The organism is Nostoc sp. DSM 114159 (genome assembly GCF_053470285.1).
Genome location: NZ_JBPFEH010000001.1, coordinates 3,502,708 through 3,525,522, shown reverse-complemented (window position 1 = coordinate 3,525,522; position 22,815 = coordinate 3,502,708). Strand labels below are relative to the sequence as shown.

At 39.6% G+C, this 22,815-nt stretch carries 15 protein-coding genes and 2 pseudogenes; 3 read left to right on the top strand and 14 right to left on the bottom strand.

Annotated elements, in window-relative coordinates; all coding sequences use genetic code 11:
* Positions 1-35: 35 nt before the first annotated feature.
* On the bottom strand, positions 36-512 hold the full coding sequence (locus ACR5KR_RS14475) for a serine/threonine protein kinase (protein WP_448267009.1): 477 nt from the start codon (positions 510-512) through the stop codon (positions 36-38).
* Positions 513-846: 334 nt separating this feature from the next.
* On the opposite strand from ACR5KR_RS14475, the gene ACR5KR_RS14470 reads away from it, so the two are divergent.
* Together ACR5KR_RS14470 and ACR5KR_RS14465 are read left to right on the top strand one after the other, a co-directional pair.
* Positions 847-2,166 carry an acetyl ornithine aminotransferase family protein gene (locus ACR5KR_RS14470; RefSeq protein WP_448267008.1) on the top strand — a complete coding sequence of 440 codons (1,320 nt, stop codon included), beginning with the start codon at positions 847-849 and terminating at the stop codon, positions 2,164-2,166.
* Between the two features lie 154 nt (positions 2,167-2,320).
* The gene (locus tag ACR5KR_RS14465; RefSeq protein WP_448267007.1) at positions 2,321-3,235 is read left to right on the top strand and encodes a 2-oxoadipate dioxygenase/decarboxylase family protein; all 915 of its coding nucleotides are present in this window, start codon (positions 2,321-2,323) and stop codon (positions 3,233-3,235) included.
* Positions 3,236-3,322: 87 nt separating this feature from the next.
* On the opposite strand, the gene ACR5KR_RS14460 is transcribed toward ACR5KR_RS14465, so the two are convergent.
* The 5 genes and pseudogenes from ACR5KR_RS14460 to ACR5KR_RS14440 all read right to left on the bottom strand — a co-directional run.
* On the bottom strand, positions 3,323-5,851 hold the full coding sequence (locus tag ACR5KR_RS14460) for a beta strand repeat-containing protein (protein WP_448267006.1): 2,529 nt from the start codon (positions 5,849-5,851) through the stop codon (positions 3,323-3,325).
* Between the two features lie 120 nt (positions 5,852-5,971).
* Positions 5,972-7,207 (bottom strand): annotated as a pseudogene (locus tag ACR5KR_RS14455) (hypothetical protein); the annotation flags it as partial.
* Between the two features lie 575 nt (positions 7,208-7,782).
* On the bottom strand, positions 7,783-11,391 hold the full coding sequence (nifJ, locus tag ACR5KR_RS14450; protein WP_448267005.1) for a pyruvate:ferredoxin (flavodoxin) oxidoreductase: 3,609 nt from the start codon (positions 11,389-11,391) through the stop codon (positions 7,783-7,785).
* A 319-nt stretch (positions 11,392-11,710) separates the two neighbouring features.
* A complete protein-coding gene (locus ACR5KR_RS14445) occupies positions 11,711-11,899 on the bottom strand; it encodes a hypothetical protein (RefSeq protein WP_448267004.1) in 189 nt (62 codons plus the stop codon).
* A 20-nt stretch (positions 11,900-11,919) separates the two neighbouring features.
* Positions 11,920-12,045, bottom strand: a pseudogene (locus tag ACR5KR_RS14440) (ATP-binding cassette domain-containing protein); the annotation flags it as partial.
* Between the two features lie 185 nt (positions 12,046-12,230).
* On the opposite strand from ACR5KR_RS14440, the gene ACR5KR_RS14435 reads away from it, so the two are divergent.
* The gene (locus ACR5KR_RS14435) at positions 12,231-13,388 is read left to right on the top strand and encodes an endo-1,4-beta-xylanase (RefSeq protein WP_448267003.1); all 1,158 of its coding nucleotides are present in this window, start codon (positions 12,231-12,233) and stop codon (positions 13,386-13,388) included.
* Positions 13,389-13,676: 288 nt separating this feature from the next.
* Here the strand turns inward: ACR5KR_RS14435 and ACR5KR_RS14430 are convergent, their stop codons facing one another.
* From ACR5KR_RS14430 to ACR5KR_RS14395, 8 genes are all read right to left on the bottom strand, one after another.
* On the bottom strand, positions 13,677-14,501 hold the full coding sequence (locus tag ACR5KR_RS14430) for a WecB/TagA/CpsF family glycosyltransferase (protein WP_445631779.1): 825 nt from the start codon (positions 14,499-14,501) through the stop codon (positions 13,677-13,679).
* 144 nt (positions 14,502-14,645) lie between these two features.
* Positions 14,646-15,797 carry a glycosyltransferase family 4 protein gene (locus ACR5KR_RS14425; protein WP_448267002.1) on the bottom strand — a complete coding sequence of 384 codons (1,152 nt, stop codon included), beginning with the start codon at positions 15,795-15,797 and terminating at the stop codon, positions 14,646-14,648.
* Between the two features lie 104 nt (positions 15,798-15,901).
* A complete protein-coding gene (locus ACR5KR_RS14420) occupies positions 15,902-16,795 on the bottom strand; it encodes a glycosyltransferase family 2 protein (protein WP_448267000.1) in 894 nt (297 codons plus the stop codon).
* A gap of 134 nt (positions 16,796-16,929) precedes the next feature.
* Positions 16,930-17,946 carry a hypothetical protein gene (locus tag ACR5KR_RS14415; RefSeq protein ID WP_445631782.1) on the bottom strand — a complete coding sequence of 339 codons (1,017 nt, stop codon included), beginning with the start codon at positions 17,944-17,946 and terminating at the stop codon, positions 16,930-16,932.
* A gap of 24 nt (positions 17,947-17,970) precedes the next feature.
* Positions 17,971-19,242 (bottom strand): glycosyltransferase family 4 protein, encoded by a 1,272-nt coding sequence (locus ACR5KR_RS14410; protein WP_448266999.1) that lies wholly within the window; start codon positions 19,240-19,242, stop codon positions 17,971-17,973.
* Positions 19,243-19,290: 48 nt separating this feature from the next.
* Positions 19,291-20,187 carry an O-antigen ligase family protein gene (locus ACR5KR_RS14405; protein ID WP_448266998.1) on the bottom strand — a complete coding sequence of 299 codons (897 nt, stop codon included), beginning with the start codon at positions 20,185-20,187 and terminating at the stop codon, positions 19,291-19,293.
* 329 nt (positions 20,188-20,516) lie between these two features.
* Positions 20,517-21,464, bottom strand: a complete 948-nt coding sequence (locus ACR5KR_RS14400) for a glycosyltransferase family 2 protein (protein ID WP_448266997.1) — start codon at positions 21,462-21,464, stop codon at positions 20,517-20,519.
* A 25-nt stretch (positions 21,465-21,489) separates the two neighbouring features.
* Positions 21,490-22,812 carry a flippase gene (locus ACR5KR_RS14395; protein ID WP_448266996.1) on the bottom strand — a complete coding sequence of 441 codons (1,323 nt, stop codon included), beginning with the start codon at positions 22,810-22,812 and terminating at the stop codon, positions 21,490-21,492.
* Between the last annotated feature and the right edge of the window lie 3 nt (positions 22,813-22,815).

Sequence of the window (22,815 nt, the reverse complement as noted above, 5' to 3'; positions counted from 1 at the left end):
TTGGAGTCGCAAAAGCAACAAATGTGACTTCAAAACTAACTTTTGCGTAGACGTGGCCTACTACCTATTTTGTGGTTGAGTGGAAGACAATGGGGTTTGTTGTGTCGGGGGTGCTGGTTTATGAGTGCTTTTCCAATTTGTTGGATGTAATCTAAAGCCTCTTTTTCAGGGAAAAATCCTCGTGGTTGGACAATCTTAGCTAAATTATCTCCTTGAATATACTCCATGACCATGCATTTTAAATCACCTGACTCGAAGGTATCAATGACTTGGACAATATTCGGATGTATGCATATTGCTAGTTTGCGGGATTCATCAGCAAAACCTGATTTTAAGCGATCGCGGTCTTCGTTACTTAATTGATTCAGCAAATTGGAATTCAATGTTTTAATCACAACATTCTTGCCATCCCGATCCTCAGCAAGATAAGTAATAGCGAAGTTCCCCTGTCCTAACTCTTGTTTAATTTCATACCGATCGCGGTGTAACTTGTGTCCAGATGCCCAAGTCATTGGTTGATTATCTCAGAGAGTTATATTAATTTTTGCATATAGCCATTCTCCTGTGGATGCGATGCCTACGGCGGGTTACGATTACGCACCTGGAAAATGTGTGTTATAAAAGCGGGCAAGAGTTTAAAAAAAATACGAAAGTCTTTACTATGAAGCTTTTTCGTTAAATACCTCTAATGATTCAGGAAAAAGTATTTGTAATTTTTCACGATTGCTAACGCATACTCTAATTTTTCGGTAAATGCGTAATTCTTACAGTAATAGAATCAAATGCTACTGTCGGCAATCAAGCTTTAGCGTTTAATCATCAGTAATCTTTAAATAGAAAAATATTATGTTAAGTATTCCTATTAACCTAAATTTACCTCGTATACCCCATCTAGTAACTTCCTTACCTGGGCCTCGCGCTCAAGCAATTGTACAACGCGATCGCGCCGTAACTTCTCCTTCTTACACCCGCGATTATCCGTTAGTTGTATCTCGCGGTCAGGGCTGTATGGTAGAAGATGTGGATGGCAATGTATTTCTGGATATGACCGCAGGTATTGCCGTTACCGCTACCGGACACGCTCACCCGGAAGTTGTCAAGGCAATTCAAGAACAGTCGGCGCAGCTGCTGCACATGTCAGGCACAGATTTCTATTATCAGCCGATGGTAGAACTAGCGGAACAATTAGCAATTCGCGCTCCCTTTCCCCACCCACAGAGTGATAGTGGGTTTCCTGCAAAGATATTTTTCACCAATTCCGGGGCAGAATCGAACGAAGGAGCAATCAAACTAGCTCGATATTACACCAAGCGATCGCTAATCGTAGCCTTCTTAGGGGCATTTCACGGACGCACTTATGGAGCGATGTCTCTGACTGGTTCCAAAGCAGTGCAGCGAGCTAACTTTGGGCCTTTAGTTCCTGGGGTAACTCATATTCCTTATGGCACTCACGCTAGCTTAGATTACTTGGAACAACAGCTATTTACCACGATTTTACCACCGCAAGAAGTGGCGGCGATCGTCGTCGAGCCGATTCAAGGAGAAGGTGGATATATCGTACCCGAAGATGGTTTCTTGCAGCGGATTCGAGAGATATGCGATCGCCACGGTATTCTGATGGTAGTGGATGAAGTACAAGCAGGAATGGGGCGGACTGGTCGCTTATTTGCGATCGAGCATTGGAATGTAATGCCTGATATCATTACTACTGCTAAAGGTATCGCCAGTGGTCTGCCATTAGGAGCGATACTTGCTAGACCAGAGTTAATGACTTGGCCTCCTGGTTCTCACGCTACTACATTTGGCGGTAATCCCGTAGCTTGTGCTGCTGGTATTGCCACACTGCGATTGCTAGAAAGTGGTTTGATGACCAACGCTACCCAGATGGGAGAATTCTTACAAGCTAGTCTTACCCAGTTGCATCAAAGATTTCCCAGAGTATCGCCGCCACGAGGTAAAGGTTTAATGGTAGCGGTAGATTTATTGGATGAACAGGGTAATCTCGATCATAAATTGCGCGATCGCATTATCCAAGAATCTTTCTTACGCGGTTTATTATTGCTAGGTTGCGGTAAAGCAGCAATTCGTTTCTGTCCCCCTCTAGTTATCGACAGCGACCAAATTCAGATAGCCCTTCAGATTATCAGTGAGATTTTAAGTTCTTAAAATATCAGGGAGATGAGGAGTAGGGGAACACAGGATAAATGGGGAAATGACAAATAGATTATTTGTAGAGACGCGATTCATCGCGTCTTTACCCAAGGATATGTTGCAATCATTAATTGAATTGGTGTAACAAATAACAAATGACAAGTGACAAATGACAAATAAAATAGCCCTTGATTTATGGAAATTACTTTGGCAAGAATATAGCGCCAGGGTCAATCATGCTCGTACCTACCAGCAAATGATTACTACTGCGGGTGGGACTGTCGCCAACGACCACATCGCCTTTCGGTCTTTGCGTTTATTAGTAGATACTCCACAAGGTAAACTTAACTTAGGAATTGACTACCTCGGACAACTTGCAGAAGCTTTAGGTTATGTGGCGGCTGGAGAGTATACCTTTGCTCAAACTCATTTGTACGCCCGTCATTATCGTCATCCACAGCAAGAGGAATTTAATTTACCCAAGCTGTTTATCAGCGAGTTGATTGTCGATGAATTGCCTGCTAATATTGCCCAACTCATCTTTAAAACAGTATCTTCAATCCCCAACAAACTCATCTCCCCCCTTACTCTTCTACAAAAAGACGCAGACTTTGAAACCATCGCCAAACAACTCCAGCAAGTTTTTACCCGTCCTTGGCAACCTCCGCAGCGTTCTGTTGTCGAAAAGGTGAATCGGGTTACTCAGTATGGAGCTTGGGTTTTACTGCACGGATATGCTGTCAACCACTTTACAGGTTACGTTAATGGACAGAATACCCCAGAATATCCAGACATTGATACTACTGCTAATGCTTTGGCTAACCTGGGTGTACCAATGAAAGCAGAGATAGAGGGAAATGTTGCTTATGGTTTGCGGCAAACTGCAACTCAAGCAGTAACAGAAATGGTGACGGTGTTAGATGATAACAGTGGTGCAAAAATTCAGATTCCTTGGACTTACGCCTATTATGAAATTGCCCAGCGCTATCTAGTAGAAGTGGAATCTGGAAAGCAGCAGCTTTTTGATGCTTTTCTAGGAAGTAATGCCCAGCAATTGTTTGAAATGACTCGTCTATCTAAATAGCCTAGAGATTGTTCTGTAAAGGATTCAGTTCGGTGTTCCAAGCTTGAAGTTTCATGTTTCAAGTAGGTACACCGTGTTTTGGGCAAACTACGCTTGCAAGACAAAATCAGATGCTGTAAGAGTCGGCGCACCAGTTAGAGTTGCAAATAAACCGCCACTGCCAAAACCAGCCGCGCTGCCATTTTGGTTGTAAAACAACTGCCCACTCACAGCGTCATAGACAATTTTCGCTGTGCTAGTTCCGGCGGAAGATGTTATTTGAAAATCACTCTTGTTACTAAAACCTGTTCCGGGAGTAGAAGCGATCGCGCCAAAGGTCGTTTTATCCAGTAAAATCTTGTCACCTTGGGATCTGTTAAAGTCACTAATGGTATCTACACCAATGGCAGAGCCGTTAAAAGCAGCACTAGTATTGTAAAGGAATCTGTCAGCACCAGCACCGCCAACGAGAATATCATTACCCGCACCTCCAATGAGGGTATCATTGCCAGTACCGCCTCTGAGTATGTCATTGCCACTCAAGCCATTAATAATGTCATTACCTCCCTGACCATTAATCACATCGTTAGAGTCGTCAAAACCCACGATCTTATTGTTTAAGTCATTAAGGAATGTCACCGTGTTTTTGTTAAACAAATGAGTTTGAGTAGACTTGGCATCGAAGACATCGAAACTGTCAGCGATACTGGTCTGTCCATCAAACAAGATATTCCCAATAGCTGCTCTTTTAGCCAATGCGGGTAAATTATCCAGGTTTTCTAGTTGAAAGTTTTTGAGGATGACTTTGGTATTAGCGACACCTTCAAAAGTTACTTCTAAGTTCTTGCAATTTTGAGTTAATTGTAAATTTCGGGCAGTTAAGCCAGAACCAGTAAATTGCAGTGTATCAACATTGGCGATCGCTGTTGCTGATGGGTTTAAGCCTTTACTTACGCCATCAAAATCGGTGATGATGTCATTGCCATCACCAGGGGTAAATACAAATGTATCTTTACCACCGTTGCCTGTAAGGGTATCGTTACCAGCTTTGCCGTCGATGGTGTTGTTGCCAATTGAGCCGAAAAGAGTATCTGCACCAGAGGTTCCCGTTAAGATAGCGGTGCTGCTAGTGCCAATATTTTTTCCGCCAAATAACACGTAGCTCTGTCCTGAACTGGTACCGTTGGGAGACGCACTTATTGCCCCGATAATCAGGTCGTCAAAACCGTCACTGTTGATATCTCCCGCACTACTAACTGAGTAGCCTAAAGAGTCATCTGCATTGATGCTGTTGATGACAAAGCCATTAGTACCATTGAGGTTAGAGAGGTTGAGTTGGGCATTAAAACCGGACTTGCTGCCAAACACTACGTAGCTCTGCCCAGAATGGTAAGAGTAGTTGTTTGAGGGGTTGGCAAAGGGTGCGCCGATAATCAGGTCGTCAATGCCATCGCCGTTGACATCTCCCGCACTACTGACTGAGAAGCCTGAACGGTCATCTTTATTAACACCGTTGATTACAAAGCCGTTAGTGCCGTTGAGGGTGGAGAGGTTAAGTTGGGCATCAAAACTACCCTTGCTGCCAAACACCACGTAAGTATGGGTGGTAACAAGTGTCCCGATAATCAGGTCGTCAAGACCATCGCCGTTAATGTCTCCTGCACTGCTGACTGAATAGCCAAAGTAGTTATCTCCCTCAGTGCCGGTATTGATGGCAAAGCCATTAGTGCCATTGAGTGTGGATACGTCAAATTGGGCATCAAAACCCCCCTTGCTGCCAAAGACCACATAGCTTTCTCCTGATTCCCCGAAGTAAGGGGAGGCAAAGGGTGCCCCGATAATCACGTCGTCGATGCCGTCACCGTTGATGTCTCCTGCACTGCTGACAGACCGACCTAAGTTACCACCCAAACTGAAGCTGTTAATCACAAAGCCATTAGTGCCGTTAAGGGTGGAGAGGTCAAAACTGGCATTAAAATTCTCCTTGCTCCCAAAAACTACATAGCTCTGCCCTAACTGCTCTATGGCAGCCCTTGCGCCGATAATCAGATCGTCGATGCCGTCGCCATTGATGTCTCCTGCACTGCTGACAGAGTAACCTGACAAGTCACCTATACTGAAGAAATCTGATTTGTTAATTCCATTGATGCCGTTAATCGCAAAGCCATTAGTACCGTTGAGGGTGGAGAGGTTAAGTTGGGCATCAAAACCCCCCTTGCTGCCAAACACCACGTAGCTCTGCCCTGAGTCCTCACCGTTGGGATTGGCAAAGGGTGCGCCGATAATCAGATCGTCGATGCCGTCGCCGTTTATATCTCCCGCATTACTGACTGAGAAGCCTGAACGGTCATATTTATTGATGCCGTTGATGGCAAAGCCATTAGTACCGTTGAGGGTGGAGAGGTTAAGTTGGGCATCAAAACCGGACTTGCTGCCAAACACTACGTAGCTCTGCCCTGAACCGATGCCGTTGGGGTTGGCATTGAGTGCGCCAATAATCAGGTCGTCAATGCCGTCGCCGTTGATATCTCCCGCATTACTGACGGACTTGCCTGAGTTGTCACCTGGATTGATGCCGTTGATGGCAAAACCGTTAATACCGTTGATGTCAGAGAGGTTGAAAACTGAATTTGCCATGAGTTTGTCTTTTTGTTTCTACAAGTAAAAATTTAAACAATAAACACAGGTTGTTACAGTAGTACAAATTGGAACTCGAAGTTTGCTGTTCCAAACTTGGAATTCGGTATTTTGGGTAAACTACGCTTGCAACACAAAATCAGATGCCGTGAGAGTTGGCGCACCAGTTAGAGTTGCAAATAAACCACCACTGCCAAAACCTGCTGCGCTGCCATTTTGGTTGTAGAACAATTGCCCACTCACAGCGTCATATACAATTTTTGCGGTGCTAGTCCCGGCGGAAGTTGTAATTTTAAAATCATTGGCGTTACTAAAACCTGTTCCGAGAGTAGAAGCGATCGCACTAAAGGTAGTCTTATCCAGTACAATCTTGTCACCATGAGAGTGTTTGAAGTCACTAATGGTATCTACACCAATGGCAGAGCCGTTAAAAGCAGCACTAGTATTGTAAAGGAATCTGTCAGCACCCGCACCGCCAACGAGAATATCATTACCCGCACCACCAATGAGGGTATCATTACCTGCTCCTCCACGTAGATAGTCATTGCCGCTCTTACCATCAATCTTGTCATTACCCCCCTGACCATTAATCACATCATTGGAGTTATCAAAACCAGCGATGTTATTATTCAAGTCATTGAGGAATGTAACTGTATTTTTATTGAAGATGCTGCTAGGATTTGAGTTGGCATCCAAGACATCAAAACTGTCAGTAATGCTGGTTTGGTTATCAAACAGGATATTACCAAGTGCTAATCTGCAACCCAATGCAGGTAAATTATCCAGGTTTTCTAATTTGAAGTCTTGCAAAGTGACTTTGGTATTAGCCACATTTTCAAAAGTCACTTCTAGATTGTTGCCGTTTTGAGTTAATTGCAGATTTTGAGCAGTCAATCCACTCCCTGTAAATTGCAACGTGTCAACTTTACTAATCACAGCCTGAAGTGGATTTAAACCTTTACCTACGCCACCAAAATCTGTAATAATGTCATTGCCATCACCAGGATGGAATACAAATATATCTTGACCACCGTTACCAGTGAGGGTATCGTTACCAGCTTTGCCGTCGATGATATCGTTGCTGGGTGTGCCTTTGAAAGTATCTGCACTCTTGGTTCCCATGAGGTTAATGATGCTACCGATATTTTTCCTACCAAATAGCACGTAGCTTTGCCCTGAGTTCTCCCTGTCCCCGTTGGGGTCGCCACCAGATGCCCCAATAATCAAGTCGTCGATGCCGTCGCCGTTGATGTCTCCTGCATTACTGACAGAATAGCCTGAACGATCATTTGCATTGATGCCGTTGACGGCAAAGCCGTTAGTGCCGTTGAGGTCAGATAAGTTGAAAACTGAATTTGCCATAATTTCTCTCTCTAGTAAGAAGCTGGGTATCATTCTGATAAAGTTAGAGTAAATTTTAGGAAGTGCTATATAAAGTTTTTGCGTCACCGATAGCGTACCTCTACGGAAAAGCAAGCTACACGCTGCGTCTTGTAGAGAAGCGTTAGTGAGTCTTGTCTGTAACAGGCTTTTGCGTTCGAGCGTCACAGTCCGTCGTAGATATCGCACTGCTTTTTACAGATTGTGTTCAGAAATGAACCCAACATTTGCACCTTTGTTGACTAAAGTTTGGGTTTAATACAACTTACAATTACAGCGTTAGTAATGAAAATAACGATTTTACTAACCAAAAAGATAATTTTGTAACGAAAATTCTAATGTTTGTAGCGAAAATAACAATTTTACTAACCAAAATGATTTTTTTCTCACAAAAATTATAATGTTTGTAACAAAAATAATGAATTTAGTAACCAAAATGGTTTTTTGTAACGAAAATGATGTTTGTAACAAAAAAAATGGGTTTTTATAACGAAAATTGCGACTTGAGTTAGTAAAGTCGCAATTTTTATAACTAAAATCAGAGCTAATGTTCAGAAAATCTCGCGTTTTGCCAAATATTGATACATCTGCCAACGTGCATCTACTTCAGCTTGGGCTTGTTTTAACAAATGTTTGGCAACGTCAGGTTTACTCTTAGTGAGCATTTTGAAACGATTTTCTTGATACATCGAATGTTCTACTGATTGCGTAGGCGATCGCATATCCAATTGCAATGGATTTTTACCCTGGTTAAGCAACTCTGGATTATGCCGATACAGCAACCAACGACCTGATTCTACCAGAGTTTTCTGATGATTCATCCCTGTGGTCATGTTGATGCCGTGGGCAATGCAATGGCTGTAAGCAATAATTATTGATGGGCCATCATAAGCTTCTGCTTCTAAAAATGCTTTCAGGGTATGTTCATCTCTAGCACCAAGGGCTACACTCGCTACGTAAACATTTCCGTAGGTCATGGCAATCATCCCTAAGTCTTTCTTTGGTGCTGGCTTACCACTGGCGGCATATTTTGCAACTGCGGCTTTTGGCGTCGCTTTAGAAGATTGACCGCCTGTATTAGAATACACTTCTGTATCCATTACCAAGATATTGACATTCCGACCACTAGCAATTACATGATCGATACCGCCAAAATCGATATCATAAGCCCAACCGTCACCGCCAACAATCCAGACGCTTTTTCTCACCAAGTAATTTGCAAGGGATTTGAGATTTTGGATTTTGGATTTGAGACTTCGGCTACGCTCAGTCGAACGATTAGAATCGAGAGTTACAATTTCATCTAACCTTTGCTGCAACAGTTCTATCCGTTCGCGCTGTTCCCAAATGTCAGCTTCAGATTTTTGTTCAGCTTTCAGGATGGAGTAGACAAGGTTTTCATCTATTTCACTCCCCAATTCTTGCAACAATTCTGCCGCAAACTCAGCTTGTTTGTCGAGGGAGAGGCGAAAGCCGAAACCAAATTCGGCGTTATCTTCAAATAAATTATTAGACCATGCGGGGCCGCGTCCTTGGGCGTTGGTTGTCCAAGGAGTTGTAGGAAGATTCCCACCATATATTGAGGAACAACCTGTGGCATTGGCGATGACGGCGCGATCGCCAAACAATTGTGTTAATAATTTTAAGTAAGGTGTTTCACCACAACCTGCACAAGCACCAGAGAATTCAAATAAAGGTTCTTGCAGTTGTTGTTGACGAATCTGGTTTAATTTTAGCGATCGCCTGTCAGGATTAGGTAAACTCAAGAAGAAATCCCAGTTTTTCCGCTCTTGCTCTTGTAAAGGCAACTGCTTTGCCATGTTAATCGCTTTGAGCGATGGCTCAGATTTATCTTTAGCAGGGCAAATATGCACACAAATCGTGCATCCCGTGCAGTCTTCTGGGGCAACTTGAATGGTAAATTTTTGATTGGCAAAGTCTTTATCTTTTGCACTAATTGACTTGAAGCTTGCTGGTGCTTTAATTAACTCATCCGCTTGATAAGCTTTGGCACGGATGGCACTATGGGGACAAACCATGACGCACTTACCGCATTGAACGCAGACATCCGGTTCCCATACAGGTATCTCTTCGGCAACGTTACGTTTTTCCCACTTGGCAGTACCTACAGGAAAGGTGCCATCAAATGGTAGTCTGCTAACAGGTAAGTCATCACCTTCCCACACCATGATTTTACCCAGAACTTCTCGCACAAATTCGGGAGCAGAATCGAGCAATTTTGGATTTTGGATTTTAGATTTTAGATTATTGATTGTCTGTGATATGTCTACTTTATGCAAGTTGTCTAAGGTATTATCTACAGCTTGCAGGTTCATACGGACAACTTCTGCGCCTTTTTTACCGTAAGTCTTGTCAATCGCTTGTTTGATTTTAGCGATCGCTTCTTCTTGCGGCAAGACACCCGCTAAGGCAAAGAAGCATACTTGCATAATGGTGTTAATTCTGCCACCCATACCACTTTCACGGGCAACCTGACTAGCATTGATTACATATAACTTCAAATGCTTGTCGATAATTTGCTGCTGTACCTTCAACGGCAGATATTCCCAAACGGTATCTGCATCATAAGGACTGTTAAGCAGCAAAGTTGCTCCAGGAATAGCAGACTTTAAAATATCTATGCGTTCTAAGAATCCCCAGTGATGACAACCAATAAAGTTAGCTTGGTCAATTAGATAAGTAGAGCGAATTGGCTTTTTACCGAAGCGGAGGTGAGAGACGGTCATTGAGCCAGATTTCTTGGAGTCAAAGACAAAGTAGCCTTGGGCGTAATTGTCAGTTTCTTCACCAATAATCTTGATAGAGTTTTTGTTAGCGCCAACAGTACCATCAGCACCTAACCCATAGAACATTGCCCGAACAACATTATCCGATTCTGTAGAGAAATTAGGGTCATAGCTCAAAGAAGTATGACTAACGTCGTCATTAATCCCAATCGTAAAGTGATTTTTTGGTTTAGCTTGGGCAAGATTATCAAAGATGCCCTTCACCATCGCCGGAGTAAATTCCTTAGATGAAAGACCATAACGACCACCAATAATTTTAGGGTATGAGAAAGTATTTTCTCCCCCTGCCTCTTCTTTCCACGCTTCATGAATAGCAGCCACTACATCTAAATACAAAGGTTCGCCAGCGCTACCTGCTTCTTTGGTGCGGTCGAGAACTGCGATCGCTTTTACACTAGTTGGTAATGCTGCAACAAACCTTTGAACATCAAAAGGGCGGTAAAGTCGCACTTTCACTACACCAAGTTTTTCACCACGGGCGTTCAGGTAATCTACTGTTTCATGGACGGTTTCACAGCCTGAACCCATAAGAACGATAACGCGATCGGCATCCTTAGCACCGTAATATTCATAGATTTTATAATGCCTTCCCGTGCGTTCTCCAAATTCATCCATGATTCGCTGGACAATTTCTGGACAGGCGTTGTAATAAAGGTTCGCGCCTTCACGCCCTTGGAAGTAGACATCGGGGTTTTGGGCAGTACCCCGCAATACTGGACGATCTGGGGTGAGGGCGCGGCTGCGGTGGGCAAGTATGAGATGATCGTGGATGAGCGATCGCAAATCATCATCTGAAAGCAGTTTGACTTTCTGCACTTCATGTGATGTGCGGAAGCCATCAAAGAAATGCATAAAGGAGACTCGCGTCTCTAGGGTAGCAGCATGAGCAATAAGAGCAAAATCTTGACTTTCCTGCACCGAAGCCGAACACAGCAGAGCAAAGCCAGTCGCACGAGCTGCCATTACGTCGCTATGGTCGCCAAAAATTGATAAAGCGTGGGTAGCCAGGGAACGGGCAGCAACGTGAATCACGGCGCTAGTCAACTCACCAGCAATTTTGTAGAAATTGGGTATCATCAACAATAATCCCTGAGATGCCGTGAAAGTGGTACTCAGGGAGCCTGTTTGCAATGCTCCATGCACAGCACCAGCCGCTCCCCCTTCGCTCTGCATCTGCACGACGCTGGGAACAGTACCCCAGAGGTTGGGACGACTTTCTGCTGACCAAGCATCTGCCCATTCACCCATCGCTGAAGAGGGGGTGATAGGATAAATGGCAATCACTTCATTTAATTTGTAAGCAACACGGGCAACAGCCTCATTCCCGTCGATGGTTGCAAAGGTTTTGTTCATAATATGATTTTTGTCCCCGCCTCTAAGCTGCATTATCAGAACAGGTGAATATAAGAATCAGAAATAGCCAGTACTAGAAAGTAAGTGTATTATCTGCATTAAAGATTTCACGGTAGGATTTACTCCGTGTTTAAAGGATAGTTTGTTAATACCTTTAGGCTTTTAAATTAACTTTCAATCAATACTGCATCTATTAATATCTCATCTGCAATACTGCATCTATTAATATGTATTAATAATGTACTCAATGACAAAAGTCTTTGTTTGAAAAGACTTTTAGATAATTTATTCTTTTTTGTGGGGTACAGGGACGGGAATATTACATTGCTAATCGCCGATTTCCATACCATTGACTTAAATCATCTTCAATCGCCTCAAGAATCGCGATCGCCTCAGTTATTGATTTTGCATCGGCAGCTAAAAGTGCAAACGCTCGCTCAACCCGCTGTTGATAGTTCTGCGGGCAAATAGCAAACTTATTAGCAATTGCGCTCGCCCGCTTTTTCATTCAACAGGTAATCTTCATTGATGGCTAACTAAAGCACGAGCGATCGCAACTTGTTGTTTTTGCCCTCCAGATAGGTTTTTTGGGTAATAATTTATACGATATGCTAAACCGACAGTTTCCAAAATAGCGATCGCTTTGGCGTCGATATAGTTTAATCTAGTTTTGCCCTAGATGTAATATTTCTCAATTTTCATCTTTGCCACTTAAGTATGAAACTATGATTTGATTTGGAAAAACTCCGTAAATTCTGGAGGTAGAATGGTCAAATAAGAACCAGTGTATTTTTATACGGTAAAATAATAATCAATGGATTTTTTATTAAGTGTAATTTATGACTTATCGAAGAAATTTTTTAAGGAGAGCAGGATACACAACCCTTTCTGCCTTATTAACTATGGGGTTTTTACAAAAGTATAACCAAAAACAAGACCAAAACACGAATTCTATTGCAGCAGATTATACAAGTAAAAATTTAAATTCTCCCCTTCGGCAATTAGCTGCCGCCAAAGGAAAGCGTTATGGTGCAGCAATTTCTAATGAATTTTTGCAAACAGAGAAAGATTACGCTAACCTAATAGCTCGTGAATGTTCCATTGTGACACCGAATGGTGAATTAAAATGGGACGCTACTGAACCACAGCCAGGACAATTTACCTTTGAATCAGCAGATGCGATCGCTGATTTTTGCCAAAAGCATAATATAGATATGCACGGGCATACCCTTTTCTGGCACATGGGAAGACCAGACTGGGCAACATACCCGCCTACACTTAAGATGATCGAACGCCATGTCAAAGGAGTCATGGGGCATTATCGCAATAGTCCGGTTTTAAAGTCTTGGGACATTGCCAATGAAATTATCGCTGATAGTGAAAATGAAACTGATAATGCAACAATCGGTTTGCGTAAAGGGGTAAAACCAGAATTAATTCGAGACTTATTTTTAATTGCCGCAACAGTAGATAACAGCAAGAAATTTTACCTAAACGATTTCGGCATCGAAGGCGCTACATGGAAATCAGATCGTTTCTTAAAAATGGTCGAATATCTGAAGAATAGTGGCGTTAAAATTGACGGGGCAGGTCTCCAATCACATCTATGGTTTTCTACTTCATATCCTTTTGACGAGAAAGGACTTAATTCGGTCTTAAAACGGCTTAACGATCTTGAAGTGAAACCAATAATTACAGAATTAGATATTATCATTGATACCCCGCTACCCGATAGTATCAAAAGCCTAGACCAAATGGTAGCCGATAGTTACAAGCGATATCTTGACCTATGCTTTGAGAATCAAGTCGATACTGTGATTACATGGGGACTTACCGACCGTCATACCTGGATACGTCACCCTAAGTGGATGCCAAGAAAAACCTTTAGAAACAATCCAAGTCTCTGGAAATTTCTGCGTCCGCTTCCCTTCGATGAGAACCTGCAATCTAAACCAGCTCGCAATGCTATAGCCCAGGCTTTTCAGGAATCAACTTAATACTCCACTAAGGCATAAATGTAGTATTTCCTCAGCAACTGAGGTACACCCAAATCTTGTTTACCAAGCTTAGTAGCTTTGAAAATGTACCTCACTATGCCGGGAACTACTATAGTATTGTATTTTTAAGTATTAATCTAAGCAAAATAAATGCAAATATTTTTAGTTATTCACGAATATGAAAGTTGAATAAGACTTCCTGACTAATCAATCATTAAATCTTAGTACAATATTTCATAAATTCGTGACGAATTGAGCGACCTACTGGTAAGAGTCTGAGAAACTCGATCAAGCTACAAACTTTTGAAATTTCGTACTTATCAATACCAGAAGGTTATTTTTTTTTCGTTTACTTGAGATACTCCAAATTTCTCGTAAAAATAATGTGCCAACAAACCAAGGCTCTAATAAGTAACGTCTCCAAAGTCTTTTCGGTTCAGACAACAAGCGATACAACCATTCTAATCCCACCTTTCCCATCCAGCGAGGAGGAGTAGGTATTGCTCCTGCTATATAGTCCATACAAGCTCCACTATTCAAAATAGTATTGGTATGAAGATGTTCAAGATTTTCGTAAATCCAATACTCTTGGCGTGGCATACCCATTCCCACCATTAATATATGAGGTTTGTAAGCATTAATTGCAGCTACAGTGGCGAGATTTTCTTGACTATCTTTATTTATATCAATATAGCCATGAGCGCAAGCAATCTGTAAACCAGGAAATTTTTGGCATAAAATATTTGCTGCTTTTTCAGCAACTCCTGGCTTTGAACCTAAATAGAATACACGCCAGCCTTTAGTAGCAGCTTCTGCCATCAGAGGACATACCCAGTCAGCATAGGTTACTCTTTGTTCGCGTTTAATTGGAAAACCCAACAGCTTTCCAATAAACACCAAAGGCATACTATCAATATGGGTATATTCTGCTTTTGAATAAAAAGCTTGCATTTTTAGATCGTTATGGAAGAGATAAAGACTATGTAAGTTGTGATTAGCAATAATCCATTTTTCATCCCGATCAATAGATTCTTCAATCAATGAATTTAAGTCAAGGATAGACAGTGCATCTACTTGAGCACCAATAATTTTATAAGAAAATCGCTTTTTCATATCTTATTTTTATTTTGATAAATATGAGATGTTATCTCAAAGTCAAGGTGAGTATTGTAAAATCAATCAGCAATATTTCAATACAAAAGTACTTAAATATTGAAACACCTAAGTTTTTTAGTTAAAATTATTATCTAAATATAACTAAAAAGCACTTATTCTTATGAGGATGTCTGCGATATTTTGTGCTTTTGCATTCCACGAATACTTTTCGGTAATTAAACTATATGCTGTATCTACAAGTGATTGATATTTATCAATATTGGAAACAGCATCCAGTATTGTGTTAGCAACTTCTTCGCTAGAGTATCCTGTTACCAACAGATGTTCCAAGTGGCGAAATTCTTCTAAACCTCGCAAACCTTCTGGCGTTGATACAACTAATTTTCTACTAGCGAAATAATCTAGTGCTTTATTGCGAGCGCCACCTGCTACTGCTTGTTTTGAAAATGGCAATAAAGCAATATCTGCATATTTAAGATGGACGATAAAATCTTCCCTTTTAGGTAAAAACCCTAAAAAAGAAATGTTAGAGGGTATTGCTTCTGAAATATCACTACTATCCCTACCAATGACAACAAAATGTACTTGTTCTTGATAATTTTCAAGGGATTTAGCAACTTCAATAGCCATTGATACAGACATATCATTAGTTGGAAATTGAAATGTCTTGGGAGCAATGATAACGACTATTTTAGCTGGTCTGAATGCCTGATAGGGGTCTTTATCTGGAAAAACTTCAGTATTGAGTAAGTCTTCAGTAACTCCGTTCCCGATAGAATAAATTTGTTGTGGAGTTTTTCCATACCATTGGGAAATTAGTTTAGAAATTGATTCACCTGCTGCAATAATTGGACTACCAGAAAATATTAAAATTCCCTGAGCAATATATGTCTTAATACATTGTGCAAACTCTTTGAAAGGATTGGCAACTGAAAACAAGCGCATCCAGTATTCATAAGGCGAAAATGTATGAAAATCTAAGACAAGAGAGGAGCTACTGTGTTTTCTAAGCTTTAGTGAAATTAAAGCAGCCAATCCAGGTAGTGTTTCTTGAGCATACACAATGTCTGGACAAAACTCGTCGATGCACTTTTCTATGGATTGAATATATGACTTCAAGCTTCTTGAGCCAATAGAAAGAGAAGGTGCATAATTAACAGATGAGCAATCTAAACCTAGTTGAAAAACATCAAAATGTTTAGTAAGATATTGTCCTAGATAAAAAGGTCTAGTAAATGCACCAAATGGCTGACTAGAATCGAGTGTTGAGACAATCAGTAAACGTTTACCCATAAAATAATTGTTGATTATTTTATAATTTGAAATTACATTTGTCAAATTATTAAGATAGTTACAATTTATCTAAATACCATGCATCAATAACTATCGTGCAACTATTAAACTTCTGAGTTACTTTGATTAATATCCTCAGAAAATGTCGGAGAAGTTGCTAAATCTTTGTAACCAATAATTGCTCTAATATAGGGTAAGAACCAGTACAATATCCAGAATGGCCCAGAGTGTCTGCTACAAAATATAGTCCATGATTTCAATGGAAAGGCTTTGATTTGTAGTACTTTTTTCAAGCGTTCTAAGATATTTAAATTGGTATCTGCCCAACTATTGCGGATAGAGTTTTTAGTGCAAGTACCAATATACCCAGGAGCTACCCATATTTTACAACCCAATTTACGCGCTCTCAGGGCATAATCTAAATCTCCTAAACTATGAACAAAAGCTGTATCAATATTACCAACTTTCGCGGCAACACTTTTAGGAATTAGCACGCAGTTACCATACATAGCATCACATTGTTGGATAACGGAGCTTGGTTCTAAAAATTCAAATTTATTAGAATACCACTTTTTAGATTTTACCGCTCCTCCATAGGTTGCTTTTCCTGTAATTGAGTCTTTAGTTGAACCAACTACAATTGAGTCTCGATAACCAAGTTCTGTCAAATTTTGATGAACCTGTAATAGTTTACTCACAGCATTGGCTTCCAAAAATGTGTCATCATTCAACCACAGATAATAATCATATTGATATTTTATTGCCTCACTGAAAGCTAGACGCATTCCTCCCACCCAAAATAAATTGCCATTACCTTGAAGAATTTGTACTTCTGGATATTCTGCTTTAACAGCCTCTGTAGTCCCATCAGAACTTCCATCATCGGTTAAATAAACATCACAACAATTTTTTTGCTGATATAAAGCGTTTAGACAGGCAAGAGTTGTATTCCGTCTGTTATAACATGTCATAATTACAGCTATATTCGCTTTCTTCATCTCATTTCCCTCATAATAATATGTACAAAAGCAGTCAATCTAAATAATAAATTTAGAGACGTTTTGGATGGATTTTATTCAATCTTAATTATCAAAATTTTAACTTTCATATATTCATATATAGTGATGTCAGTTTAAAATTTAACTCTGTTTTCTATCCATCCACTGAAATTAATATCTAAGTTAAAGCTTTTTAGTTTTTGTTCCATTCTTCTGACTCCCAACAAATATCTATGCCAAACTGATACACGAGGCATATTAAGTCTGACAACCTCTTCAGATAACCATTGATATTTCTTAGAATTGACATTCAACTTTTTCAATCTTTTTATTTGTCCATGCCAATCGTTATAAAAAAATAAGTTGAAATAATGAATGGATACAATATCATCCCAATGTTTAATTTGTAGTTTGTTTGATAAACGGTTATGTAAAGGTAATGGATAACTATAATTAGGGGGAAGATGTTCAACGTTTTCTTCCAAGGCACATAAAGTTACAGACAAAACAGACTGCTCAACAAAATAAATACCCTGGGGAGGAGTAATATCCAAGCGCATTACTTTTTCAAAATTCTCTTTCCAAGTTCTAAATATACCGGCACTTTTTCTTACAGCAATCAAACCAGAATTCCAGTAGGCTCTGATTCTTTTATTACCAATGGGCGTGTCAACAAATACCTCACGCTTTACTCCTAGTACTTCATATAGTTTTTGCCAATACCATTCTTGAGGATCTTGCAAACCTGTAGAACCAATTCCTTGGCCATACTCAGGACGCATTCGCACATTACAATCTACGGGCAATAAAAATTCTTTCGGTTCAGAAAAAAAGCATTTGTCACTGTCTAAAAAAACCAATATTTCTGCATCGATATTTTCTTCTGCATAGGCACAAACTAGGGGCTTATTAGCTAAATAATATTCATGGAATTCTCGATTTATCGGGATTTGTTGATGAGTCACCTGCAATGCTTCAAAGGCTTGTTGGGTTTGCTTTAAAATCGGTTCACCTACTCTAGGATGGAAACTATATATAGGTGTATTTTTCAATTCGCCGCAGAACTTACGAATACTTTCTGCAAGCATCAAAGATTGACCTTCTAAACGACCAGGTTCTGTACAAATTATAAAAGCTATAGGTATTGACATAGTATGAAGTATTGATTTAATAAGTTAATTACTCAATGAAGATTTCTTTGCTATCATCAATATTTCCTGAAACAAGGCTGAATAACGACGTGCTTGAAGTTCCAGGGTAAATTTTTGCTCGGCTTTCTCACGTGCATAAAATGACAGTTTTTGCAATCTCTGTTCATTTTCAAGAACCCAGATAATTCCTTTGGCAAAATCCTCAACTTCATAAGGTTTAGCCAAATAGCCGTTCTGCTGATGATCGACAATATCTTTTAAGCCAGTAGAATTAAACGCCACAACTGGAGTACCACAAGCGAATGATTCTGAAGCTGTCTGTCCAAAAGATTCTTGAAGAGATGGTACAAGCATTACATCAGCAGCTGAGTAAACAGTTGCTAAAGATATAGCATCATGTAAATGTCCCAAATAGTGGGTTTTGAAGCCTAAATTAGGTGGATTTTCGGGTTGAGATGCTCCAAAAATCACAACTTCCAAGTCATCTTTCCAGCCAGATTTACTCAATTCTTGTAAAGCTGGTTGCAATAAATGAAATCCTTTATTTCTATCGCTTGTTGCTTCTATAGCTCCAAATAGTATCAGCTTTTTATTTTGAGGTAGATTGAGTGTTTCGCGGGCAAAATGTTGATTAATCGGTCGATATTTTTGAGTATCTAATCCGTGGGGAATTATCTCAATTCGCAAATTTTGGAATAAAGAGCTAGAACGAGCGCACTCTGCTAGCCAAGAACTTGGTGAAACTAGAGTTAAATTTAAATTTTTCCAAGCTTTTGCTTTGCGCTGCCATACCCAGCGGGATAAATCCCATTCATTACCACTATTAAGTTGAGGACAAGCCCCGCAGGATATTTTGTAGCGATCGCATTCTCCAGTAACGTGACATCCTCCAGTAAACCCCCACATATCATGGAGAGTCCAAACTAAAGGGCGCTTCAGTTTAGCAAAGGTTTCTATTTGCATAAAACCTCCGCTAATCCAATGCAGATTGATTATATCTGGATTAATCTGAGCAACTTTAGGAATAACTCTATCTGGCAACCATTGAGTAAAAAATGGGGTATTTTTCTTTTGACGATAAAGCTTTAATGGCAAACTTTCAACTGTCAGCTTTGCTTTAGCGATGCCTTGAAACAGTCTAATTTTAGGTGCAATTATTGTTTTATCATGACTATATTTTTCCTGTACTAACATTTGTGACTGTAATCCTATATTCTGTAAACCTGTGTGTAAACGATATGCAGCCCTAGCTGCACCGCCACTAATATCATGGGTACTAATATGTAAAATTTTCATTTTGATTAACTTAATATTCACTACAACTATTTCTGACTGCCATAAAAACTAATTGAATAAAATCTTTTTATAATTCCGTTGAGATTCAACAGTCAAAGATAATGACGTGGTGATATACATTAACCAATTCCAGCTAGGAGTTAATAATCTGGCTTCTGAAAAATTCACTATGACAATGATAATTAACATTTGCATTGGCCAATAATCCTCTGGCTTTTTAGCGACAGAAATAATTCGAGTCAATGCCATTACGAAAAACCGGACAAACCCTGCTGCAAAAGTCAAAAACCCTAAGAATCCCAATTCTAACAATAATTCTAAAAAACCATTATGGGCGTTACTTGCCCAATCGTAAGTAGCTCTTAATTTGGATGCAGCATTACTAGTCCAAAATCCCGAAAATCCATAACCTAACCAAGGTCTCTCCAAAATCTTAGAAATTACTAGCTCCCAGAGGTCAGAGCGTCCATTGAAGGTAAGGTCTTTACCAGAAGTACCAACTACAGTTTCGGCATTATTGAGAAGTAATATTGAAGAAATCATCAGCAACATCAAAGTTGAAGTTATCGTAATAACTTGTAACTTATAATTAGTTTTCTTCAGGGATCTATAGACAGGTAAAAGCAATATCATTGTCAATAAAATCGTTAAAGATGTTGTTGAACGTGAAAGGATAATTAGACATATAGATATCCCACATAGTGCCCACATCAACCAACGATATCGATGACCACTAAGAGCCAGGTGCAAAAAAACTCCTGCACTCCAAGCCATCATGTAACCTAATTCATTTTTATGACCATAAATTCCACTCCACATACCTAGTAACTCAGGTGATTCGTGAATATAACCTGGTACAAATGCAGAAAATAGCATAGATAATGATGCAGCTACCCCAAGTGCCCAAGCTATCAGCTTAATTTGTTCCTTAAGGGGATAACGCATTGCTAAATAGATGGCAAGAAAATATATTCTGATTAGACCTCTTAAATAAGTAAGACTAGAACTTAGGTCTTCTGACCATAAAAGAGAAAATATAACTATTGCTAGTAATAAAAACTGTAGTGGACTTCTAATAATTACATAAAGAAAACCTTTCCAGTATGAAATTAGAAAATAAAATAGGATTAAATATGAAACTATATTGAACAAAGTATCTAGCTTATCACCTCCAAGTGTAGACATTGAAACTTCTTGTGCGGGGTGTATTGTTAATGCCCCTACAGAAATTAGTAGTAGCAAGATAGTTAATATTTTTTCTGTTAGTTTTATTTTCATTTCTGAGATTTAAGTGACCTATTTTTTATCGTTAAGTAATTCAATCTTTTCTTCACTTCTTCTTTAAAAATATCTAATGTAGTTGCTTTATAAACTGTTTTTTGGATAAAATTATCTGCTTCTACATTCCTGACAATAAATGGTGGATGCTTTAAGGGAAATTCCATTGCCTGTATGGGCATATTGATGAAGGAAAATTCTTGATTTGAAGTGAAATGAGTTGCGTCTGCACCAACACCAACATTAGAGATTAAATTGACATTGGGAATAATACTTAAGCTTCCCTGCATCCAACAAGCAAATGTCCATTGATAATCCCAGGTTATACCTGTAGGATTGTCATAAACAGATTGAAATATTCGTTGCCAAGAATTTACCGCTTTTTGGTCTATAAGAATGTCATGTAAAAGATTTTCTGCTTGCACCTCTTTCCAGAGTTTGATAGTCAAATCATAATGTTGCCAAGCACGTCTCCAACTTGCCCAACCCCAGCAGTGGTTGTAGCGAGAAAAATAGTAACTGTAATTTGTACATTTTTTTCCTAGTTGAAGATTTTGAGCAGAGATTGTGGCGATTCTGGTATCGTTTCTATATTTTTCCAGCAGCTCTTGACTAAACCTGAAAAAAGTTTGGTGAGGAATACAATCATCTTCTAAAATAATTGTCTCTTCAACATTATTAAAGACCCAATTTAAGCCGCTTGATACTCGTTTTGCGCAACCTAAGTTGATATCAGAATAATTTTTAATTACTTCACAATTCCAATCAACTCTCTCAATAATTGCCCTAGTTGCTTCGCATTTTTCTGCCTCACCTTCGCGGTCAGTGCGGGGTCCATCTGCAATTACAAAAAGTCTTGTTGGCTTGGCTTGGCGAATAGCTTCAAAAACTTTCTCTGTTGTTTGTGGACGTTTAAAAATAATAAAAGTTACGGGTGTTTGCATAATAATAAAATTTCAGTAACAACGATTAGTATCTATAAAAATGAATAAGCGATCGCACCTGAATCTTAAAGAGCTTTTGTGTTCTTGAATCAAATGCATTGCATATAAAAGCAGCAGCAGCTTGAGAGATTATTGTTGCGATCGCAGCTCCAAGTCCTGCATATTTAGGAATAAGTAATAAATTAAGAATAATGTTTAGTATTGCTCCAAATAAAGTTTTACCTAAAGAAACGTGGTTTAAACCTTCAGCAATAAACCAAGGTGATGTTGCAAGACCCATAAATACAAACAAAGAAGTCCAAATATGAACTGCTAATATTGCTCCTGCATCTGCATATCCACTTCCAAACATCACCATAATTATCTTGTCAGATAAAAAGGACATTGGAAGAGCAATTACTAAAGATATACATGTCATGAGACTGAGTAATTGTCCTATTCTCTGATAGTAAAGACTTTCTGATTTTTCTTTTGCTGCATAAATTGTCGGAGCAACAGAAGAAACAATAGCCCCCGGAATAAAATACCAAATTTCAGAAACACGCACAGCCGCAGAATAAACACCAACCTCACTATCTCCGATCATTTGGCCTAACATCACCTGATCTATTCTCATAAAAATCATGATGGCAAACCCCGAAAAAACTAGAGGCAAGCTCTCTTTCAGAAGAGTTTTAGCAGCCGCCATACTCCAACGCCATAACCACAATGAAGACCCTTTGACTTGGTAAACAATTAGTAAGCCAATCGCACTCATTGCAAATTCTGCTAATGTTACCAAAGCAAAAGCTAGCAACGGTGCTTTTGTTAAAATCAGTGCGATTTTGATGAGAGTATTTAGCAGAAACGCCGTGTTTTTAGCGATTACAGTATATTTTGACTGCACCTGTGATTGGAACCAAAGTTCAATAGTATCAGATGCCCTAAAAACTCCTGCTATTCCTAAAATTGCAACTAGCCATATCTTTAGTGTTTCATGCTCACCTAAGAAAAACATCGTGCTAACTGCCAATAAAACAGAAGCAATTCCACCCAAAAATTTTAGCCAAAAAGTAGTTCCTAAAATTTCCTCTTTGTTTGATGATTGACGCACAAGATGGCGAACTACTACGTCGTCTAGTCCGAGAGTAAAAATTGGACTAAATAAGGCAACAAAAGCTAAAGCATAGTTAAATAGACCATACTGTTGTACTCCTAAATAACGTGCTACCCATACTCCTACAACTAAGCTTGCACCCATACGTAGAATGCGGTCAGCAAATAACCAACCTGTATTAGCAATAATTGCACGCAGACCAGAACGAGATTTAAATTGCGATAAATTTTTGATTTTTAATTTACTTAACATTAT

Excerpts from the sequence above, each read along its gene's own strand:
- ACR5KR_RS14475 (WP_448267009.1), bottom strand. The coding sequence starts at position 512 with ATGACTTGGGCATCTGGACACAAGTTACACCGCGATCGGTATGAAATT.
- ACR5KR_RS14425 (WP_448267002.1), bottom strand. The coding sequence starts at position 15,797 with ATGGGTAAACGTTTACTGATTGTCTCAACACTCGATTCTAGTCAGCCA.
- ACR5KR_RS14415 (WP_445631782.1), bottom strand. The coding sequence starts at position 17,946 with ATGTCAATACCTATAGCTTTTATAATTTGTACAGAACCTGGTCGTTTA.
- ACR5KR_RS14410 (WP_448266999.1), bottom strand. The coding sequence starts at position 19,242 with ATGAAAATTTTACATATTAGTACCCATGATATTAGTGGCGGTGCAGCT.
- ACR5KR_RS14405 (WP_448266998.1), bottom strand. The coding sequence starts at position 20,187 with ATGCGTTATCCCCTTAAGGAACAAATTAAGCTGATAGCTTGGGCACTT.
- ACR5KR_RS14470 (WP_448267008.1), top strand. The coding sequence starts at position 847 with ATGTTAAGTATTCCTATTAACCTAAATTTACCTCGTATACCCCATCTA.
- ACR5KR_RS14420 (WP_448267000.1), bottom strand. The coding sequence starts at position 16,795 with ATGAAGAAAGCGAATATAGCTGTAATTATGACATGTTATAACAGACGG.
- ACR5KR_RS14400 (WP_448266997.1), bottom strand. The coding sequence starts at position 21,464 with ATGCAAACACCCGTAACTTTTATTATTTTTAAACGTCCACAAACAACA.
- ACR5KR_RS14430 (WP_445631779.1), bottom strand. The coding sequence starts at position 14,501 with ATGAAAAAGCGATTTTCTTATAAAATTATTGGTGCTCAAGTAGATGCA.
- ACR5KR_RS14445 (WP_448267004.1), bottom strand. The coding sequence starts at position 11,899 with ATGAAAAAGCGGGCGAGCGCAATTGCTAATAAGTTTGCTATTTGCCCG.
- ACR5KR_RS14435 (WP_448267003.1), top strand. The coding sequence starts at position 12,231 with ATGACTTATCGAAGAAATTTTTTAAGGAGAGCAGGATACACAACCCTT.
- ACR5KR_RS14395 (WP_448266996.1), bottom strand. The coding sequence starts at position 22,812 with ATGTTAAGTAAATTAAAAATCAAAAATTTATCGCAATTTAAATCTCGT.
- ACR5KR_RS14460 (WP_448267006.1), bottom strand. The coding sequence starts at position 5,851 with ATGGCAAATTCAGTTTTCAACCTCTCTGACATCAACGGTATTAACGGT.
- ACR5KR_RS14465 (WP_448267007.1), top strand. The coding sequence starts at position 2,321 with ATGACAAATAAAATAGCCCTTGATTTATGGAAATTACTTTGGCAAGAA.
- nifJ (WP_448267005.1), bottom strand. The coding sequence starts at position 11,391 with ATGAACAAAACCTTTGCAACCATCGACGGGAATGAGGCTGTTGCCCGT.